Source organism: Cellulomonas sp. Leaf334, assembly GCF_001424195.1.
Classification (GTDB): Bacteria; Actinomycetota; Actinomycetes; order Actinomycetales; family Cellulomonadaceae; genus Cellulomonas.
In genome coordinates, this window is record NZ_LMOO01000001.1 from 790,310 (window position 1) to 811,560 (window position 21,251).

At 76.4% G+C, this 21,251-nt stretch carries 5 protein-coding genes; 1 reads left to right on the plus strand and 4 read right to left on the minus strand.

Going from position 1 to position 21,251, the window contains the following annotated elements; genetic code table 11:
- The first annotated feature begins 5 nt into the window (after positions 1–5).
- Positions 6–635: a 4'-phosphopantetheinyl transferase gene (locus tag ASF78_RS03655; RefSeq protein WP_056584953.1), complete on the plus strand. Its 630-nt coding sequence runs from the start codon at positions 6–8 to the stop codon at positions 633–635.
- Here ASF78_RS03655 and ASF78_RS03660 read toward each other — a convergent pair.
- Genes ASF78_RS03660 through ASF78_RS03675 form a run of 4 tightly spaced genes read right to left on the minus strand, consistent with a single transcriptional unit; the run spans position 607 to position 21,243 of the window.
- Entirely contained in the window at positions 607–2,298 is a 1,692-nt protein-coding gene (locus ASF78_RS03660) for an ABC transporter ATP-binding protein (protein ID WP_056584956.1), read from the minus strand. The two genes, ASF78_RS03655 and ASF78_RS03660, sit on opposite strands and share 29 nt — an antisense overlap.
- A complete protein-coding gene (locus ASF78_RS03665; RefSeq protein ID WP_056584957.1) occupies positions 2,295–3,854 on the minus strand; it encodes an ABC transporter ATP-binding protein in 1,560 nt (519 codons plus the stop codon). Before ASF78_RS03665 ends, ASF78_RS03660 begins: the two co-directional genes overlap by 4 nt.
- Positions 3,851–10,813: a non-ribosomal peptide synthetase gene (locus ASF78_RS03670; RefSeq protein WP_056584959.1), complete on the minus strand. Its 6,963-nt coding sequence runs from the start codon at positions 10,811–10,813 to the stop codon at positions 3,851–3,853. Before ASF78_RS03670 ends, ASF78_RS03665 begins: the two co-directional genes overlap by 4 nt.
- Positions 10,810–21,243, minus strand: a complete 10,434-nt coding sequence (locus tag ASF78_RS03675) for a non-ribosomal peptide synthetase (protein ID WP_056584960.1) — start codon at positions 21,241–21,243, stop codon at positions 10,810–10,812. The genes ASF78_RS03670 and ASF78_RS03675 overlap by 4 nt, the downstream gene beginning before the upstream one ends.
- Positions 21,244–21,251 lie beyond the last annotated feature (8 nt).

The following is a 21,251-nucleotide window of genomic DNA, read 5'->3' on the forward strand; positions in this document are numbered from 1 at the left end:
CCGCCATGATCGAACGGGTGCTTCCGGTCGGCGTGGAGGCGGCCGAGCACGCCGGTCCCCCGCTCCCCGTCCCCCTGCACCCGTCGGAGGAGGCGGGGGTCGAGAACGCGGTGCCCGCCCGCCGCGCCGAGTACGCCGCCGTCCGCGGGTGCGCGCGCACCGCCCTGCGGAGGCTGGGCCTGGCCGATGCGGCCGTGCCCGCCGGACCCGACCGCGCACCGGTGTGGCCCGCAGGGGTCGTCGGGAGCATGACGCACGTCGACGGGTACCGCGCCGCCGCGGTCGGGAGTGCGCAGACCTGGGCGGGCCTGGGGATCGACGCGGAGCTGCACGCGCCGCTGCCGCCCGAGGTCGTGTCCCTGGTGATGAGCGACGACGAGCGGGCCGCGCTCGCCCGCACCGACCCGGCACTGTGCCCGGACCGCGTGCTGTTCTCGGCCAAGGAGTCCGTGTACAAGGTCTGGTACCCGGTGACGCGGTCGTGGCTCGGGTTCGAGGAGGTGGACGTCCGCCTCGGCGACGGCACGTTCGTGGCACGGCTCGCCCGCTCCGGGCTCGGGACCGACGTGCTGCACGGTCGGTGGGCCGTCGGCGACGGCCTGGTGGTCACCGCGGTCGCGCTGGCTCGGGGCTGAGCGGGCGCACCCCACCGTCCTCGACCACGAGGACCTCGCCCCAGCGCGCGACGGTGTCCGCGCGGTGGGCGACGACGACGACGGCCCGGTCGGCGGCGAGCCGGTCGACCGCGGTCTCGACGAGGTGCGCGGTGTCCGGGTCGACGTCGGAGGTGACCTCGTCGAGCACGAGGACCGCGCTGTCGAGCAGCGCCACGCGCAGCAGCCCGACGAGCTGCCGCTCCCCGGCGGACAGCGCCGACGTCGCCGTCGCCAGGCCGGTGGGCAGCCGGGCCAGCCACGGGCCGAGGTCGAGGGCGTCCACCGCGCGCGCGAGCTCGGCGTCCGTCGCCCCCGGACGGACCAGGCGCAGGTCGTCGGCCACGGTCCCGGCCGCGAGGTGCACCGACTGGGGGACCAGGGCGACGAGCCGGACGCGGTCCTCCGGCGCGAGCGGGTGCAGGTCGACGCCGCCGCACGTGACCGTCCCCGAGTCCGGGGCGTACAGCCCGGTGAGGAGCTTGACCAGCGTCGACTTCCCCGCCCCGGTCCGGCCCACGAGCACGACCCGGTGGCCGGGCGACACCCCCAGGGTGACGTCCCGCAGGACGGGGTCGCCGTCGTAGCCGAAGGTCACGCGGTCGAGGACGAGCTCGGGCCCGGCAGCCACCGGCACCGGGGCGGATGCGTTGGTCGGGGCCGTCGCCCGCAGGAGGTCCGCCGTGCGGGCGACGTCCGTGCGGGCGGCCTCCACGTCGGCGACCAGCGACGACAGGTCCGCGAAGCCCGTGAACAGGGTGCGGCCCGCCAGGACGAACGTGACGACGACGCCGACACTGACCGAGCCCCGTGCCACGAGCGCAGTCCCCGACAGGACCAGCGCCGCGAGGGTCAGCGCCTCGACGAGGTCCATCCCGTGGATCCAGCGGGTGAGGACCACGGTGCGCAGCTGCGCCCGCACGGCCGTCCCGCCCGCCTCGTCCACCGGATCCGTGACCAGCCGGCGTGCCCGCAGTGGTGCACCGGCCAGCAGGGGGCGGACCCGCACGACCTCGGCCATCTCGGCGCTGACGCGGGCCTCCGCCTGGGCCTCCGCCGCGAACGCCGCCGGGGCGCCGCGCCGGAAGCGGTGCAGCATCGCGGCGGCGGCGGGCGTGAACACGACGACGAGCACGGCGAGCATCGCCCACGACTGCGTGGCCAGGACGACGACCGTCACCAGCACCGTGCCGCCCGTGAGGACGAGCTCGGGCAGCACGTCACGCACGAACCCCGACAGCGACGCGACCTGCGCGGTCGCACGCTGCATCAGGTCACCGGTGCGGTGCCGTTCCAGGAACCGCAGCGGTGCGGTCGTGAGCTGGTCGAGCACCCGGTCGCGCAGGTCGCGCACGACGCGCTCCCCCGCGCGGACCAGGCGTTCCCGACCGACCGCCGCGGCGCCGACCTGCACGACCGCGCACCCGAGCGCGAGGAGGGCCGCGCGGACCGCCGCCTGACCGTCGTCGGCGAGCAGCGCGTCGACCACCTGGCCGAGCAGGACGGGCACCGCGACGACGAGCAACCCCGCGACCGTGCTCGCCACCAGCCCCGTGAGCAGCACGCCGAGGTGCGGCCGGGCCGTGCGGGCCACGAGCGCTCCCACGCCACGGCGCGACGGGTCGTCGCTGAGCAGGACGATCATGAGCCCAGCCCTGCCCCGACACCGAGGAGCACCGTTGCGTCCGCCGCGGCGAGCACCGCCGGGCGCGTGCTCGCCACGACGACCGTGCGCCGACGCGACTCCCGCAGGATCGCGGCGACGACCGCGGCCTCGGTGTCCGCGTCGAGCGCCGACGTGACGTCGTCGAGCAGCAGGACGGGCGCGTCGCTGACCAGCGCGCGGGCCAGCGCCAGCCGCTGGAGCTGGCCACCGGACAGGGACGCCCCACCGTCGGCGACGAGCGTGTCGAGGTCGACCTCGTCGTCGAGCAGGACGTCCTGCAACGCAGCGTGGAGGGACGCGTCCGGGATCGGCGCACCCAGGGCGAGATTGTCGCGGACGGTGCGTGCGAGCACGAGCGGGCGCTGCGGCACGAGCACGACGGCACCGCCGGTCACCTCCCCGGCGCTCGGGACGGCGGTGCCCGCCAGGACGCGCAGCAGGGTCGACTTGCCGCTGCCGACGGGTCCGCCGACCACGAGCAGCCGGCCCGGGACCGCATGCAGGTCCACCGGCTCGGCGCCCGGGACGGCGACGACTCCCCGCGCCCGCAGTCCGACGCGCGGCGCAGCCGGGTCCGGCACGTCGTCGGGGACGTCCCGGAGCACCTCGACGAGCCGCGCGGCGCCGACCCGGGCGTCGACGGTCTGCATCACGCGCGCCAGCCCCACCTGGACCGCGACCCCGACCGTGCCCATCCAGGCGCTGAACGCGACCAGGCCCCCGACGCTGAGCCGACCGTCCGCCGCCGCACCGACGCCGACGAGCACACCGACCGCGAGAGCGACCCGCGGCACGCCCTCGCCGAGCGCCGACCACCCGGCCATGAGCGCACCGGCACGGAGCGTGTGCCGGGTGACCTCGTCGGACCGTTCGCGGTGCGTGGCGCGCAGGGCCGGTCCGCTGCCGGCGCCACGGCTGGTCAGAGCGGCGCGCAGCACGTACTCGACGACGTCGGCGCGCTGCCCGTGCGCGTGCGCGACCGCCTCGCCGGCCTTCCGGTACGCGCGTGGGTAGACGGTGTTGAGGAGCACGAGCGCGGGGACGGTGGCGACGACGACGAGCAGCAGCGCGGGGTCGAGCTGCGCGATGCCGGGCACGAGGACCGCGACGGTGACCCCGATGACGACCCAGGTCGCCAGGCCGTGCACCCAGACGCGGACGGCGTCCACGTCCCGGCTGGCGCGCAGCACGAGGTCCCCGTCCCCGGGCAGCGCCGGTCCGTCGGTGCTGAGCAGCCCGCCCGCGAGGCGCGCGCGCAGGCGGACGCCCGCCCGGGCGTCCGCGACGTTGGAGCCCTGGTCCCACGCGCACATGCCGAGGACCTGCACGAGACCGGCTCCGGCGAGGGCCAGGGCCCACCACGCCGCCGCGCCGAGGTCGCCCTGCTCGACGCCGCGGTCGACGGCGAGCCCGAGGCAGGCCGGGACCGCGAGGAACCCGAGCTGGCGCACGAGGGCGCCGAGCCCGGCGAGGGCGAGCGGTCCGCGCTGCTCGCGCGCCGCCCGCCACAGGAGCCGGCGCTCCGGCCGGCTCATGCGCCGCCCCCGAGGACGGGTCCGATGACGGCCCAGCCCTCGGGCGCGACCACCTCGGCGTGGGTGCCGGGCAGGGCGACGTGCCGGACGTCGGTCCCCAGCAGCCCGTCCCACGCCGACGGCCCGTCCGAGTCGGCCGCGGTGACCAGCAGGGTCGGGACGGCGGTGACGGGTGACCCGGAGGCGGCCATGAGGACCGACGACCAGCGGTGGCACTCGACGATCGCCTCCACCGTGCCGTCGTCGAGGAGCCCGAGGACCCCGCGGGACGCGCGGATCGCGTCGAGGGCCTCCTCGCGCTCGTCGTCACGATCGTCCACGCCCACGGCGACCTGGGCGAGGAACGCCGTCTGCTCGTCGCGGACGGCGGTCGCGTCGTCGTCGTCGAAGCCGGCAGCGCCGAGCGGGGCCGGGTCCAGCAGCGCCAGCAGGTCGACCCGCTCCCCCGCCGCGACCAGGTCCGCCGCGACCTGGTGGGCGACGTTCCCGCCGAACGAGTAGCCCACCAGCCGGTAGGGGCCGGTCGGCTGCACGGAGCGGATGGTGCGCAGGTACACCGCGGCGAGACCCGCCACGTCGGTCACGTCGGGGTGCGGGCCGGACAGGCCGGGCGCCTGCAGGCCGACCACCCCGACGCCCGCCGGCAGGTGCCGCACGAGCCCGGCGAACTGCCACGCGAACCCACCGGCGGGGTGGAGGCAGAACACGGGTCGGTCACCGGGTCGCAGGGTGAGCACGGGTGCGAGACCGGCGGACCGGGACGGCTCCGCGAGCGCCGCGGCCAGCCCGGCGACGGTCGGCGCAGCCATGAACGCCCCGACGCTCACGGGCACGCCGAGCTCGTCGCTCACGGCCGCGACGACGCGCATCGCGGCGAGCGAGTGCCCGCCGAGGTCGAAGAACGATGCGTCCCGCGTGGTCAGCTCGGTGCCGAGCACGCCGCCCACGATCCGGCAGAGCTCGTGCTCCAGACGGGTGGCCGGGGGCGCCCCCTCGTGCCGTGCGACGAGGGGTGAAAGGGCCGTGCGGTCGCGCTTGCCGTTGACGGTCAGCGGCAGGTGGGTCACCGTGCCGACGGCCGTCGGCACCGCGTGGGCGGGCAGGTGGTCGGCCAGGTGCGCGCGCAGCGCGGTCTCGTCGTACCCGGTCTGCGGCACCACGTGCAGCTGGAGGACACCGCCGTGGACCGACGCCGTCGCCTCCGCCACGCCCGCAGCACCCTGGGCGACGGCCTCGATCTCGGCGAGCTCCAGCCGGAACCCGCGCACCTTGACCTGGTCGTCGTTGCGGCCGCGGTACTCGATGCCGCCGTCCCAGCGGCGGTGCACGAGGTCGCCGGTGCGGTACAGCCGCGACCCGGCCGGGCCGGCGACGAACCGGGACGCCGTGGCCCCCGGTGCGTCGCCGTAGCCGCGGGCGAGCCCGTCGCCGGTCAGGTAGAGCTCCCCGGTGCCGCCCGGAGGGACCTCGCGCAGGCTCGTGTCCAGGACGTACGCGCGCGACCCGAGCACCGGTCGGCCCAGGCACGGCTGCTCGCTCATGGCCAGGTCGGCGCCGAGGGCGTTGATCGTGAACTCCGTCGGCCCGTACAGGTCGTAGCCGCGGGCGGACGGGTGCTCGCGCAGCAGCGTCCACAGGTCCGGCGGCACCGCCTCGCCACCGAGCAGCACGAGGCCGGGCGGCCGGTCGTCGAGCAGCCCCGCACGGACGAGCTCGCGGGCGTAGGACGGTGTCACGTTCACCACGTCGATCCCCGTGCGGTGGTAGTCCTCGACGAGCTCGGCGACGTCGAGGCGGCGCTCCTCGTCGACCACGTGCACCTCGTGCCCGTCGAGCAGCCAGAACAGTTCCTCCCAGGACATGTCGAACGCGAACGACACCGTGTGCGCGACCCGGAACGCCTCCGCACCCGCACGCTCCAGCGCGGGTCGGAAGATCTCCTGGAGGTGGTTGCGGAACATGGTGACCAGCCCGCGGTGGGGCACGACGACACCCTTGGGCTCCCCCGTCGAGCCGGACGTGAAGATCACGTAGGCGGCCTGGTCGGGGTGCACGGCCGCGCGGACCGGAGGAACGCCCGGCTCGGCGGCCAGCGCGAGGGCCGCGGGAACGTCGTCGACCGTCAGGACGAGCGGAGCCGACCCGGCCAGCAACGACGCCTGCTCGGTCGTGGTGAGCAGCACGGCCGTGCCCGCCGCGGCGATCGTGCGACGGAGCCGGCCGGACGGGTGCGACAGGTCCAGCGGGAGGTAGGCGTGCCCGGCGCGCATCACGGCGAAGATCGCAGCCACGTGCTCGACCGTGCGCGGGAGCGCGAGCGCCACCACCGACTCCGGGGGCAGGTGTCGCAGCAGCGCGGCGAGGGCGTCGACCCGTGCGTCGAGGTGCGCGAAGCACCAGCCGACGTGCGCACCGGTCAGGTCGCGGCCGACGAGCGCAGTGCGCTGCGGACGTCGCGCGGCCTGCAGCGCGAGGAGCTCCGGGACGGAACGCCAGCTCTCGGCCTCGGGCGCCTGCGTCGCCTCCGCGTTGACCCGGGCGACGGCCGGTGCGTCGGCCGCGATCGCCAGGTCCAGGCGGGCGACCGGGGCGTCGGGGTGCGCCGCGAGCTGCTCCAGGACCCGGCGGTAGCGGGTCAGGTAGCGGTCGGCGCGGTCACGGTCCACGACGTCGGGGCGGTACGCGAGCGCCAGCTCGAGCCGGTCGCCCGGGTTCACCGTCATCGCCAGGCTGTAGTGCGTGCCGTCGTACGCCTCCGCCTCGACGATCCGGTGCCGGGCGAACGTGCTGTCCCGGTCGTCGACGTCCACGGGGAGGTTGCGGAACACGTAGAGCGTGTCGAACAGGACCGGGAAGCCGGCCGCCTGGTGGATGTGCCCCAGGCCCAGGTGGTGGGCGTCGATGACGTCGCCCTGGCGGCTCAGGTGCGCGACGAGCTCGTCCCGGACGGTCGCGGCAGGTCGCACCGGGACACGCACGGGGACGGTGTTCATGAGCAGGCCGACCATGCGGTCGACGTGCTCGACCTCCGGCGGGCGCCCGGAGACGGTCGTCCCGAACACCACGTCGTCGGAGCCCGTCACCGACCGCAGGACGTGCGCCCACGCGTAGCCGAGCACCGTCGACAACGTCACACCCGTGCTGCGCGCGAGGTGCGTCAGGTCCGCGCTGAGGCCGGCGTCCAGCAGGTCGACGACCGAGTCCGACAACACCGGCGGGCGACCCACCGACGACGGCTCGACCAGGGTCGGCCCCGGCAGCCCGGCGAGGTGCTCGCGCCAGGTCCGCGTCGCAGCGTCCGGGTCCTGCGCGGCGACCCAGCGCAGGTACTCGCCGAAGTCCGCCGTCGGCGTGTCCAGCACCCGACCGTCCAGCGCCGCCTCGTACAGGTCGAACAGGTCCTCCAGCAGGATCGTCTGCGACCAGCCGTCGGTGAGGACGTGGTGGTGCACGAGGGAGACGAGCCAGCGCTCCGCACCCGTCCGGGCCAGCACCAGCCGGACCAGCGGCGGGTCGGCCAGGTCGAAGCCGTCGACCACCTGGCGCTCCGTGAGCACCTCGAGCGCCCGCGCCTGCTCCGCGTCGGACAGGTGCCGCCAGTCGAGCTCCTCGACGGGCATCGGACGCGGTGACGTCACGACCGACACCGGCTCCGGCAGGCCGTCGTGCACGAACGCGGCCCGCAGGCTCGGGTGCCGCACCAGCAGGGCGTCGGCGGCGGCGCGCATCGCGACCGGGTCCAGCGCCGACTCCATGACGAGCCGGTGCTGCACGACGTACACGTCGGTGCCGCCCAGCTGCGCGTGGAGGTACAGCCCCTCCTGGAGCGGACCCAGGGGCAGGACGCGCTCGCGGTCCGGGAAGCGGGCGTCGAGGAGGCGCAGGTGCCGGTCGGTCAGGTGGACCAGCTCTCCACGCGCGGTCCGCTCCTCGTCGAGGCGGACGAGCCGCTGCGCCAGCAGGCGGACCGTGCGGGTGGCGAACACGTCGACGAGGGTGGTGCCCCAGCCCTGCCGTCGCAGCCGGGCAACGAACCGGATCGCCGAGATGCTGTCCAGCCCGGCGGCGAACAGGTCGTCGCCCGGACCGACCGCGCGTCCGAGCACCTCCGCGGCGACGTCCACGACCACGCGCTCGGTCGGGGTGGTGGGACCCGTCGCGTGCTCCGTCGCGGGTGCGCGCAGCGCCGCACGGTCCAGCTTGCCGTTCGCGGTGGTCGGGAGCGCGTCGACGAGGACGAACCGCGCGGGCACCATCGTGGCGGGCAGGTGCTCGGCCAGCGCGGACCGCAGGTCGGCGCCGGGTGCACCCACCACGTAGGCGACGAGCGCGTCGTCCTGCACGAGCACGACCGCGGCGGTCACGCCCGGCTGCGCGAGCAGCACCGCCTCGACCTCCGCGGGCTCGATCCGCACGCCGTGGAGCTTGACCTGCTGGTCCACGCGCCCCCGGTGCACGAGCCCGTCGACCGTCACCGTGACCAGGTCGCCCGTGCGGTACATGCGCTCCCCCGAAGCCGCCGCGACGAACCGCTCGGCGGTCAGTGCAGCCCGGCCGGCGTAGCCGCGTGCGAGCTGGACGCCCGCGAGGTAGAGCTCCCCCGTCCCGCCCACCGGCACGGGACGAAGGGCGTGGTCCAGGACGCGCAGGCGCGTGCCGGGCACCGCCGCACCGATGGGCGCCGACACGCCGCGCGCACGCTCGGCGTGGTCGCCCGCGGTCACGTCGATCGCCGCCTCGGCGGGACCGTAGAGGTTGTGCACGGGGACGCCCGTCGCGTCGTGCGCCCGGCCGGCGAGCGCCGTCGGCAGGCTCTCGCCCGAGCACAGCAGGTGCCGCACGGACGACCACGACGGCTCCGGCACCAGGTCGAGGTAGCCCGCCAGCATCGACGGGACGAGGTGCAGGACCGTCACCCGCTGCGCCGCGACGAGCGCGTCGATCCGCTCGGGGTCGCGGTGCGCTCCGGGCGGCGCCAGGACGATCGCCGAGCCCGTGAGCAACGGCAGGACCAGCTCCCAGACGGAGACGTCGAAGCTCGTCGGGGTCTTGTGCAGCACACGGTCGCCGGGGCCGATCCCGTACCGCTGCGCCATCCAGAGCACGCGGTTGACCAGGCCGTCGCGCGTGTTCACGCAGCCCTTCGGCCGGCCCGTGGTGCCCGACGTGAACACGACGTAGGCGGCGTCGAGCCCGAGCCGGTGGGCGGCAGGGACCGGTGCTGCGCCGGGGAGGTCGTCCGTGACGACGACCGGGACGCCGGTGACGAGGTGGGCGTGCCGGGTCGGCGTGACGACGACGTCCGCCGCACCGTCCGCCAGCAGGGTCGCGAGCCGCGCGACGGGCTGGTCGATGTCCAGCGCCAGGAACGCCGCCCCCGCACGCAGCGCCGCCAGGACTCCGACGACGAGGTCGACCGACCGCTCCGCCAGCACGGCGACCACCGACGGCGTCCCGAGCGCCGCCACGATCGCGTCCGCCCGCCGGTGCAGGTCGGCGAACGTCAGCTCGACGCCGGCGTCGACCACGGCGACCCGGGAACCGTGCTCGGCGCGCGCTGCGTCGAGCAGGTCCGACAGTGCCGGCGGCGCGACGTCGGCACCGGTCAGCAGGGCGTCGAGCGCGGCGCGGTCGGCGGCCGGGACCGTCGGCAGCGCACCGACCGTGACGGTCGGGTCGGCCAGGACCGCGTCGAGCACGAGGTCGAGGAGCGCGACGGCGCGTGCGGGGCCACCCGGACCCGCCGTGACCTCGAGCCGGCACGTCGGACCGAGGTCCGCGAGCAGCGCGAGGGGGTAGTGCGTCGCGTCGTGCGACCGTCGGCCCACCACCCGCAGCAGCCCGTCGGCCGAGCTCCAGCCCGCCACGTCGCCCGGGTAGTTCTCGACCACGACGAGGGTGTCGAACAAGGGTGCGACGCCGAGGTCGGCCTGCACCGCGCGCAGGTCGGTGCCCGCGGTCTGCAGGAGCTCGGCGTGGGTGCGGTGCGTCGCGGCGACGACGTCGAGCACCCGGTCGTCCGGGGTGCAGCGGACCCGGACCGGGACGGTCGACGTGAGCATGCCGATGACCCGGTCGATCCCGGGGACGCCGCCCGCACGCCCGGAGACGGTCGCGCCGAACGTCACGTCCGCCCGGTCGAGCAGCATGCCCAGCACCAGACCCCACGCGGTGTGCAGGACGGTCGCCGGGGTGGATCCCGCGCGTCGCGCGACCGCGTGCAGCGCGGCGGTCCGAGCCTCGTCGAGGAGCAGGACCGAGGTGGTCGTCGGGCCCTCGGACCCGTCAGCGACCTGCGTCGGGGTGTCCACACCGTCGAGCCCGGCCAGGAGCCGCGCGTGCGCCGCGTCGGTGTCCTCGTCCTCCAGCGCGTCCAGGTGGTCGACGAAGCCGGCCTGCGGTTCGGGCAGGCCCGAGCCGGACACGCGCGCGAGCAGCTCGGTGAGCAGCAGCGGGACCGACCAGCCGTCGAGCAGCAGGTGGTGGGCGGTCACCAGCAGCCAGTGCCGGTCGGGTGCCGTGCGTGCCAGCACCACGCGCCACAGCGGCGGCGCGACCAGGTCGAAGCCGAGGTCCCACTCGTGGCCGGCGAGCAGGTCGAGCGCGGCCGCCGGGTCGTCGGCGTCGCTCAGGTCGACCTCGCGCACCCGGGGCACCGCCGACTCCGGCACCACCTGCACGGGCTCCGCGTCGCCGGGAGTCACGAACGCGGCGCGCAGGTTCTCGTGGGTGGCCAGCACCTCGGCGACCGCGTCCCGCAGCCGGTCGGCGGGCCACGGACCGGCCACCTCGACGCCCGCCTGCAGCTGGTAGGTGGGCGCGTCCCCGGCCTCCCGCTCCCACACCGAGTGGAAGTACATGCCCTGCTGCAGCGGCGTCAGCGGCCACACGTCGAGCACGGCGGGCTGCACGGCGGGCTGCACGGCGGGCTGCACAGAGCGCAGATCGGTCGTGGTCATCGTTCCTCCTGGCCGGCCCCGAGGAGGGCCGAGATGGTGGACAGGTCGGCCGCGGATAGCGCGACGCGCGCGCGGCGGGCGGGCCGGGCAGCGGGCGGTGCCTCGACCAGCGGCCGGGCGGCCGCCGCGAGGTCGGCGAGCACGGGATGGGCGAAGACGTCGCGCGGCGCGAGGGCCAGACCGCGGGTGCGCAGTGACGCGACCACACGGATGGCGGTGATCGAGTCGCCGCCCAGCTCGAAGAACCGGTCGTCCGGACCCGCCGGCACACCGAGCGTCTCGGCCACGACGTCACAGACCGCCCGCTCGGCGTCGGTCGCCGGTCCACGGCCCTGTACCGCCGTCGTGGCGACCGGGTCCGGGAGCGCCGCCCGGTCGACCTTGCCGTTCAGCGTGAGCGGCAGGGCGTCGACGACGGTCACGAGGTGCGGCACCAGCTGGTGCGGGACCCGCGCCTCCAGGGCGGCACGCACCCGTGCAGGGTCCAGCGTGGCGCGCTCGGCCGCGACCACGTATCCGAGCAGCCGGTCGGCACGGACGACAGCAGCCGCCCGGTGCACGTCCGGCACGCCGCGGAGGGCGGCCTCCACCTCGCCGAGCTCGATCCGGAACCCGTTGACCTTGACCTGGTCGTCGGTACGGCGCAGGAAGTGCAGCCGACCGTCGGCCCCCCGGCGCACGAGGTCCCCCGTCCGGTACCACCGCTCGCCGGACGGCCCTGCGACGAAGCGCGTCGCCGTGAGCGACGGGCGCCCGTGGTACCCGCGGGCCAGCTGCGCGCCGACGAGGTAGAGCTCCCCCGCGACGCCCGGCGGGACCGGCTGGAGGTCGGCGTCGAGCACATGTGTGCCGACGTCCACGAACGCGCGGCCGATCGTCGTCGGCTCGTCGGCACGGACCGTGTCGCTGGTCGCCCAGACGGTGACCTCGGTGGGGCCGTACACGTTGGTGACCTCCGCGCACGAGCGCGCGAGCGTGACCGCCAGGTCGGGCGGCAGCGCCTCCCCGCCGACGAGCGCGTGCACCCCCGCGAACGCCTCCGGGTGCGCCTCCACCAGGGGCCGCCACAGCGACGGCGTGGCCTGCAGGTGCGTGCAGCCGGTCCGCCGCGCCAGGCCGACGAGCAGGTCCGGGTCGCGCACCTGGTCACGGTCGGCCAGGACGACCGCTGCGCCGCTGACCAGCGGGACGAAGAGCTCCAGCACCGCGATGTCGAACGACAGCGTCGTGACGGCGACGAGCCGGTCGGTGGGGACCAGCTGCATCGTCGTCGCCAGGTGGTCGACGAACGCGGCGAGCGCGTCCGTCGGGATCACGACCCCCTTCGGCCGCCCGGTCGAGCCCGACGTGTAGATCGTGTACGCCGCGTGCGGTCCGGCGGGAGCGCGCAGGGCGTCCGCGACCTGCTGCGGGGTTCGTGCCGGGACGTCCAGCGCGTCCACGTCCAGCTCCGGGCGTCCCACGCCGAGACCGGCGGTGTCCCGGTCGGTGAGGACCAGCAGCGGCGCGGCGTCGTCGAGCATGAACGCCAGCCGTTCGGCCGGGTACTCGACGTCGAGCGGCAGGTACGTCGCGCCGACGGCGAGGATGCCGAGCAGACCCGCGACCAGGCCGCTGCGGCGGCTGAGCGCGACCGCGACGACGTCCTCCCGGCCGATCCCCTGCGCGCGCAGGGCGTCGGCCATCGCGGCCGCACGGGACCCGACAGCCAGCAGGTCGAGCGTCCCGTCGGCGGCGACGACCGCGGTCGCGTGCGGCGCGCGCAGGACCTGGTCGGCCACGCGGTCGCTGACCGACGCCGGTGGCCGGTCGCGGCGGACGTGGTCGGTGCCGTGCTCGTCGGGCAGCAGCGCGTGGATCTGTGTCAGCGGACCGTCGACGTCGGACAGCACGCGCTCGAGCCACGCCAGGAGGCGGTCCGCCCAGCGCTGCGCGGAGGGTTCGTCCAGGAGGGCCGCGTCGACGGTCAGGACGAGCCGGGGCTGCCCCGCCGCGACCCAGCGCACCGCGACGTCGAGGCGCGCCGCACCCTGCCCGCCGGACGACGAGCGGACGGTGATGCCCGGCAGGTCGAGCGCGTGCGGGACGTCGTCCTCGACCGCGACCATGGTCTGGAAGACCGGGTGACGTGCCAGCGAGCGCTCGGGCGACGCCGCCTCGACGATCCGCTCGAACGGCACCCAGGCGTGCTCCAGCGCGTCGAGCACCCGGTCGCGGGTCCTGCCGAGGAGCGCACCGAAGGTGGTGGCCCCGGACACGTCCAGGCGCACCGGCACGGTGTCGACGAGGTAGCCGACGGCGCGTGCCAGGCGGGGGTCGTCGCGGCGCGCGACCGCCATGCCGAGACACACGTCGGTGCCGGCACCGAGCCGGCGGTACAGGGTCGCGACCGCGGTCTGGAGCACCATCACCGGCGTGACGCCGTGGCGCGCGCACACCGCGGCCATCGCCCGCTCGGCGTCGGCGGGCACGTCACGGCTGACGGTGTGCCCGCGGTGCTCGGCCCGCTGGGGACGGGCGTGGTCGAACGAGAGGTCCAGCTCGGCGGGCAGCCCGGCCAGGCGGTCCCGCCATGCCGCGATCCCGTCGCGCTCGTCGGAGACCTCGGCGAGCACCGCCGCGGCGAACTGCTCATCTGGATGCAACGGGGTGAGCACGCCGCCCCCGTAGGCCGCCGAGAGGTCCTCCAGGAGCGGCGCCACCGACCAGTCGTCGATGGCCAGGTGGTGGAAGGCCAGCACGAGCGCGCACCGGTCCGGTGCCGCCTGGAGCAGCGACGCGCGGACGGGCACCTCGGCCAGCACGTCCGGCGCCCAGCGCTCACGCTCGGCGATCGCCGTGGGCAGGTCGTCGACGTGCGCGTGCTCGAACGTCGCCGGCGTCCCGACCGGCAGCACGCGCGCCGCGAAGTCCCCCCCGTTCTGCACGTACCCGGTGCGCAGCACGGCGTGCCGGTCCACGACGGCCTGCCAGGCCGTCCGCAGCCGGTCCGCGTCCACCGGCCCGTCGAGCAGGAGCGTGACCGGCACGGTCCAGGTGTCCCCCGGCCCGTCGATGGCCTCCAGCACGAGCAGGCGCCGCTGTGCGGCGGAGACCGGCAGGTCGCCGCCGTCGCGCAGCACGGCGTCGTCGAGCGTGGCCGTCCCCTGCTCGGCGGTGACCGGACGCGCCGCCGACGCGAGCCGGTCGAGCGTGCGGCCCTCGAAGACGTCCCTGATGGTCAGGCGGTAGCCCTCGGTCCGCAGGGCTCCCAGCACCCGCAGCGCGGTCAGGGAGTGCCCGCCGAGCGCGAAGAAGTCGTCCCGCACCGAGACGTGCGGCAGGCCCAGGACGGCGGCGACCGCCGCGACGACGGCCCGCTCGGCGTCGGTGGCGGGCGCGACGAGGTCGTCCCGTGCGGAGGTCGTCGGCGCCAGGCGGCGCAGGGCCTCGCGGTCGACCTTCCCGGTCACGGTGGTGGGGATCCGGTCCACCACGGCGATCACGGCAGGGACCCACGGCCGCGGGAGGCCCTGCCCCAGAGCCGTCCGCAGGCCGTCGACGAACGCTACGTCGTCGTCGGCAGGCTGCTCCCGCGTCACCGCCGCCACCAGCCGTGCCGCCGACGTGTGCGCCCCGTCGACGACCACGGTCGCCGCGAGCACCCCGTCGCACGCCTGCAGCGCCGCGGCGACCTCGCCGGTCTCGACGCGGTGGCCACCCACCTTGACCTGGTCGTCCAGCCGACCGACGTACTCGACCAACCCGTCGGGCAGGACCCGGACGGCGTCGCCGGTCCGGTAGGCGCGGTCACCGGGCGCACCGTCGGGGTCGGCGACGAACCGCTCGGCCGTCGTCCCGGGCTGCCCCAGGTAGCCGCGGGCCAGCTGCGGGCCGGACAGGTACAGCTCCCCGACGACGCCCACGGGGACCGGCCGCAGCCACGGGTCCCGCACCCGGGCGGTGACCCCCGCGACGGGCCGGCCGACCACGGGACCGTCGGCGTCGTCGGCGAACGCACCGAGCGCGTCGACCGTGGCCTCGGTCGGTCCGTACAGGTTCACGGTGCGGGTGCCGGGGTGGGCGCGCAGCGTGGTCCACAGCGCGGGCGGCACGGCCTCGCCGCCGAGGAACAGCTCCGGCAGGGGCCACGGACCGTCCAGGACACCCTCGGCCACCAGCTGCTCGGCCAGCACGGGCGCGACGTCGACGACGTCCACCCGGTGCTGCACGATGCGGGCGACCACCACGGCGGGGTCGCGGCGCTCGTCGTCGTCGAGCAGGACCAGCTCGTGGCCCGCGAACAGCCAGTGCAGCTGGATGAGCGACGTGTCGAACGCGAACGAGGCGGTGTGCAGGGCGCGCACCCGGCGCCGCCCCGTCCGCGCGACCAGCTCGGCGTGCCGGCCGGTCAGCAGCCCGGTGAAGTGCCGGTCGAGCGCGTCGCGGGTCAGGACGGTGCCCTTGGGCCGCCCGGTCGACCCGGACGTGAAGATCACGTAGGCCGCCGCGGCGCCCGGCACCGGACGCGCGCGCAAGGGACCGCTCGCCGGGGGCAGCAGGTCCGGGTCGACGACGGACCGTCCGGCGCCGAGGGACGGGTCGCCGGTCACGACGCAGCGCGCGTCGGCGTCCCGCACGGCCGCCTGCAGCCGGTCGGCCGGGTGCGCGAGGTCCAGCGGCAGGTACGCGACCCCGTGCACGAGGCACGCGACCACCGCCGCGACCAGGTCCGTGCCCCGCGGCAGGGCGAGCGCGACGACGTCGTCCGGCTCGAGCGCGGCGAACGCACCCTGGAACGCCGCGGCCCGCTCGGCGAGCTCCGCGAACGTCACGGTGGAGGCGCCGAACCGCACCGCGACGGCGTCCGGGTCCCGCGCGACGGCGGCCAGGAACGCGGGCACGACGTGCGTCAGGACGGGATCGGGCCCGACGAGCACCGCCGCCGGCACCCCGACCGGCAGTGCGAGCGGGGTGACGGACGGGTCGTCGCCGAGCGCGACGAGGGTCGCGAGGACCGCCTCGCCGAGCCGTCGGGCGTCTGCCGACGTCACGCGGGCGTGGTCGTGCTCGACCACGAGACGCAGCTCCGCGCCGGGCAGGACCGTCAGCGTGAACGGGTAGTGCGTCCCGCCCGCGTTGGTCACGCCGACCACGTCGAGGGCGCGACCGGAGGTGCGTTCCGGGTAGTTCTCGACGACGACCAGCGTGTCGAACAGGCCGGAGCGCCCGCTCGTCGCCTCGATGTCGGCCAGCCCCAGCGCCTCGTGCTCCTGCAGCGCCGCCCGCTGCGCCTGGTGCGCCGCGAGCTGCTCGACCAGGGGCCGGTCCGGCGCGAGGGCGACCCGCACGGGCACCGTCGTGGAGAGCAGGCCGAGCACACGGTCGATGCCGTCGACCTCCGCCGCACGCCCCGACACCGTGGTGCCGAACACCACGTCGGTGCGGCCCGTCTCCCGCGCCAGCACCAGCGACCAGGCGCCGTTCACCAGCGAGCCGAGGGTCAGCCCCGCCCGGCGGGCGCCACCGACGAGCCGGCGGGTCCGGGACTCGTCGAGGCGGAGCTCCACCGTGCCCGCGTCCGCACCGCCGCGCGACCCGGGGGCCAGCAGGCACGGCTCGGCGTCGGCGAGGTGCGCCGCCCAGGTGGCCAGCGAACGCTCCCGGTCCTGGTCGGCGACCCAGCGCAGGTAGTCGCGGTAGGCCGGGTACCCGTCGGCGGGCTGGGCGTCGGTGGCGTAGGCGTCCACGAGGGCGGCGACCAGCAGCGGTGTGGACCAGCCGTCGAGCACGAGGTGGTGCGCGGTCAGCACGACGCTCACGGCGTCCGGTGCGGTGCGCACGAGCACAGCCCGCAGCAGCGGCGCGGCGGACACGTCGAAGGGCCGCGCGAGCGCCTCCCGCTCGATGCTCGCCAGGTCGGACCCCGCCCCGTCCACGGTCGCGATCTCGGGACCCGGCGCCGCCCCCACGAGCTGCGCGGGTGCGCCGAACCGGTCCGCGCTGAACGCGGCGAGCAGCTGCGGGTTCGCCGCGCACACCCGCCGCAGCGCCCGGGCCAGCCGCTCGACGTCGAGCGCCGCGCCGACGGGCGCCTCCAGGTAGACGGTGGTCAGGGTCCGGTAGACGTCGCCGGCACCGTCGCGCAGGGCGTGGAACAGCAGCCCTTCCTGCAGCGGCGACAGTGGTGCGACGTCGACCACCGACGACGGGACGCCCGCGAGCGCCTCGGTGGTCACCCCGGGCAGGGTGCAGCGCGCGGGCCGACGGTCGACGCCGGCCCGCACGGTCTCCACGGCGTGCACCGCGACGTCGTCGAACGCGGCCCACAGCGCGTCCGCCAGGTCCTCGGTCCCCGCGAACGTCCACTCCACGGCGAGCGCTCCGTCCTGCCCGAGCAGCGCGTTGACCTCGAGCGCGTGAGCGGGTCGCAACGCGTCGGGCACGTGGACCGCGAACCCGTCGGCACCCAGCCGGCCCAGGTAGTTCACGAGGAGCTGCGGCCGGTGCGGACCGTGTGCGCCTTCCTCGGACACCGCGTCCCGCGCGTCCGCGGTCGCGCGGGCGGCGTCCACGAGATCACCCGACCCGGGCAGGTCCACGGCGACCGGGAACTCGGTCGTGAACCAGCCGACCGTGCGGGTCTGGTCCTCCCCCGGGGTCACCGGGTCGCGCCCGTGCGTCTCCCAGGTCAGCAGCAGCCGGGAGCCTCCGCGAACCCGCTGGAGCGCGACGCCGACCGCCGCGGCCAGCACCACGTCCGGGGTGGTGCCCAGCGCACGCGGGAGGTCCTCGACCAGCGCGCGGGTCGCGACGGGTGCGACGGTCCGCCACGTGCGCGTCGGCGGTCCGGCGGCCGTGCGGTCGCCGAGCAGGTCGCACGGCTGCGCGAGGACACCGTCGGGGTGGTCCTGCGGCACCCGGCCGGCCAGCGCGAGCGCACGTCCCCGCCAGGACGAGACCTCCGGCGCGGGCCGGACACCGCGCAGCAGGTCCGTGAGGTCGGCGAGGAGGACCCGCCAGGAGACCCCGTCGACGGCGAGGTGGTGGATCACGAGCAGCAGCTCGTCCCCCGCGCGGGCCGCGACGAGGACCGTGCCCGTCGCCGGGTCGAGCAGGTCGAGCAGGTCGTCGACACGGGCGCCGACGTGCAGCGGCGGTGCACCTGCCGTCGCGGGGACCACCAGCAGCGGCGTGCCCGCGTCGACCCCGGTGAGCCGGACCCGCAGCGCGGGGTGCAGGTCCACGAGGTCGGCGAGCGCGCGACGCACCGCGGCGTCGTCGACCGGCGGCAGCGGCACGCGGACGCTGTGCGCGTACCGGCGCAGGGCTGCCGCGTCGGGTGCGGCGGCGAGCAGGTCCGCGACGACGGGCGGCAGAGGCACCTCGCCGGTCGGTGCGACGTGCTCGACCGCGACGGTCTCCACCAGCGGCGCGAGCAGCGGCGCCAGGTCGCGGGGCGTGCGGGCGCCGAACACGTCCCGGGGACGCAGCCGCCAGCCGGCCGCGCGCAGGTGCGCGGCCACGCCGATCGCGGAGATCGAGTCGCCCGCGAGCAGGAAGAAGTCGTCGTCGGCGGCGACGTCCGCCACGCCGAGGACGGCCGCGAACGCGTCGCACACCAGGCGCTCGACGGTGGTCGCGGGTCGCACCGTCCCGCGCAGGACGGTCCCGACGCCCGGCACGGGGAGCGCCGCGACGTCGAGCTTGCCGTGCACGGTCGTCGGGAACTCATCGAGCACGACGACCGCCGACGGCACGAGGTGGTGCGGCAGCAGGGCCGCGAGCGCCGCCTGCACGTCCTGCCCCGAGACCCCCGACGCCACGACGTACCCGACCAGCCGGGCCGGCTCGTCCCGGACGACCGCGTGGGCCTGCCGGACGCCGGGCACGGCCGCGAGCGCGGCGCGGACCTCGCCCAGCTCGATCCGGTACCCGCGGACCTTGACCTGCTCGTCGCCGCGGCCGAGGTAGCTCACGGACCCGTCCGCCTCGACGCGGACGCGGTCGCCCGTGCGGTACATCCGGTCTCCTGGTGCACCCCACGGGTCGGCGACGAACCGCTCGGCGGTCAGGCCCGGCCGGTCGCGGTACCCGCGGGCCAGGTGGGGGCCGGCCAGGTACAGCTCGCCCGTCGTGACCGGCTGGAGCGCCGCGTCGAGGACGCGGATCGCGGTGCCCTCCAGGGGCACGCCGATCGTGGGCGTCTCGCCGGTGACGGGTGCACCCAGGGCGTCGACCGTCGCCTCGGTCGGCCCGTAGAGGTTGTGGCTGGGCACGTCGGAGTCCGCGAGCCGCTGCCAGAGCTCCGTGGGAGCCGCCTCGCCGCCGATGAGCAGGAGCGCGAGCCGGTGCGTCGACCCCAGGAGGCCCGCGTCCACGAGGGCGGCCGCCATCGACGGGGTGACGTCGAGGGTGTCCACGCGCTCGCGCTCGACGAGGGCGACGATCTCGTGCGCGTCGCGACGGTCCGCCTCGTCGAGGACGAGGAGCTCGTGCCCGAGCAGCAGCCAGAGCAGCTGCTCCCACGACGAGTCGAACGCGAACGACGCGGTGTGCGCGGCGAGCAGCTGCCGGCCCGCGGCGTCGGCGACCGGGCCGTGCAGGGTGCGGCGGTGGTGGTCGAGCAGGAACGCGAGCGAGCGGCGGCTGACCGCGACCCCCTTGGGCTTCCCCGTCGAGCCGGACGTGTAGACGACGTAGGCGGTCTGGTCGGGATGCGGCACGCGCGCGGTGGCCGGTGCGCGGCCGGTGGTGGGGACCGTGAGCCGGCCGTCGCGGACCAGGACGGCGTCGGGGCGGGCGGACTGCGGTCCGTCGGAGGTGGTGAGCACCAGGGCGGGCCGGGCGTCGGTGAGCAGGTCCGCGATGCGGGCCGGCGGGTAGTCCAGGTCGACGACGAGGACCGCCGCGCCGGCCTCGAGCACGGCCAGCAACCCGACCACCAGGTCGACGCCCCGCGGCAGGGCGAGTGCCACGACGTCCTCGGCCCCCACCCCGGCGGTGCGCAGGTCGGCGGCCCAGTCCCGGACCCGGGTGTGCAGGGCCGTCAGGTCCAGGGCCTCGGCGGCGTCCCGCACGGCGGGTGCGTCCGGGTGGGCGGCGGCGGTCGCGGCGAGCACCGCGGTGACGTCCGCCGGCTCCGTCGACGGGCTGGGGGCGACGGGTGCCCCGACCGAGTCGACGGGGATGCGGCCGAGCGGGAGGTCCGGCGCCGCCAGGACCGCAGCGGCGAAGTCGGCGAACGCGACCGCCAGTCCTGCCAGGGCGTCCTCGTCGTAGACGTCCGGGTTGGCCTCCAGGCTCAGGTGCACCCCGCCGGACCCGTCGGGCATCACCGTCAGGTCGACGTCGTCGACGGGTCCCGCCGTCAGCGTGCGCAGCCGGCCCACGGCGTCACCGAGCCGGACGGTCTCCACGAACGGCTTGATGTTCAGCCCAGGGCCGCGCAGCAGCCACGACCCGGACGCGTCGGCGAACCGTGCCGCCAGGTCCTCCCCCCGCGCGCGCTGGTGGCGACGGACCCCGGCCAGCGTGCCGGCGATCTCGTGCGCGAGCGCCCGCAGCGTCGTCGCCCGCGCCGGGGCGCACCGCAGCGGCACGACGTTCACGGACAGCGAGACGGTGCGCAGCGCCTCGGGGGTGAGGCGCGCGGACACCGGCAGGCCGAGCACGACGTCGTCGCGACCGGTGCGTCGCCCGACGAACGCGGCCCACGCCGCGGCGTACACGTCTGCCCAGGTCAGGCGCCTCTCGTCGGCGAGGATCGCGGCCGGAGCGGAGACCGTGACCCGCCGCGCGCGCCGGAGCGCAGGCGACGACCGGTCGGACAGCTGCGTCCGCGGCGGCTCGTCGCCCAGCATCGCGAGGAAGAACGCGGTGTCCTCCGCGGAGTCGTACGCGTGCTCCTGCGCCCAGAGCGCCGCCAGGTCCCCCGGCACGGGCGGCACAGGCTCGCCCCGGTAGCGCGCGGCCACGCGACGGGTCAGGGCAGCCACCCCATACCCGTCGACGAGCAGGTGGTGGTAGCGCTGATACCACCACGTCTCGTCGGCGCCGAGCACCAGCACCGCGTGCCGCTGCGCGAGCGTGCCGTCGGCGCCCGCCAGGTCCGCGTCGACCCAGGCGGTCGCCGCCGCGCGCGGGTCGGCGTGCGCGGACAGGTCCACCACGACGACGTCCGCCTGCGCGGGGCCACCCAGCCGCACCCGGTCACCGTCCAGGACGACGCGCAGCGCCTCGGTCTCGGCGACCACCTGCCGGACCGCTCCGACGAGCGCGGCCACATCGACCCCGCCGGCGACCTCGAGCACGTCCGCGACCACGAACGCGGACGACGACGGGTCCAGCCGCTGCGCCGCGACGATCGCGCGCTGGGCGTCGGTCAGCGGCCACCACCCGTCGGCGGGCGGATCGGTCTGCGTGGCCGGGTCGAGCGTGGTGGAGCTCATCGGGTGCT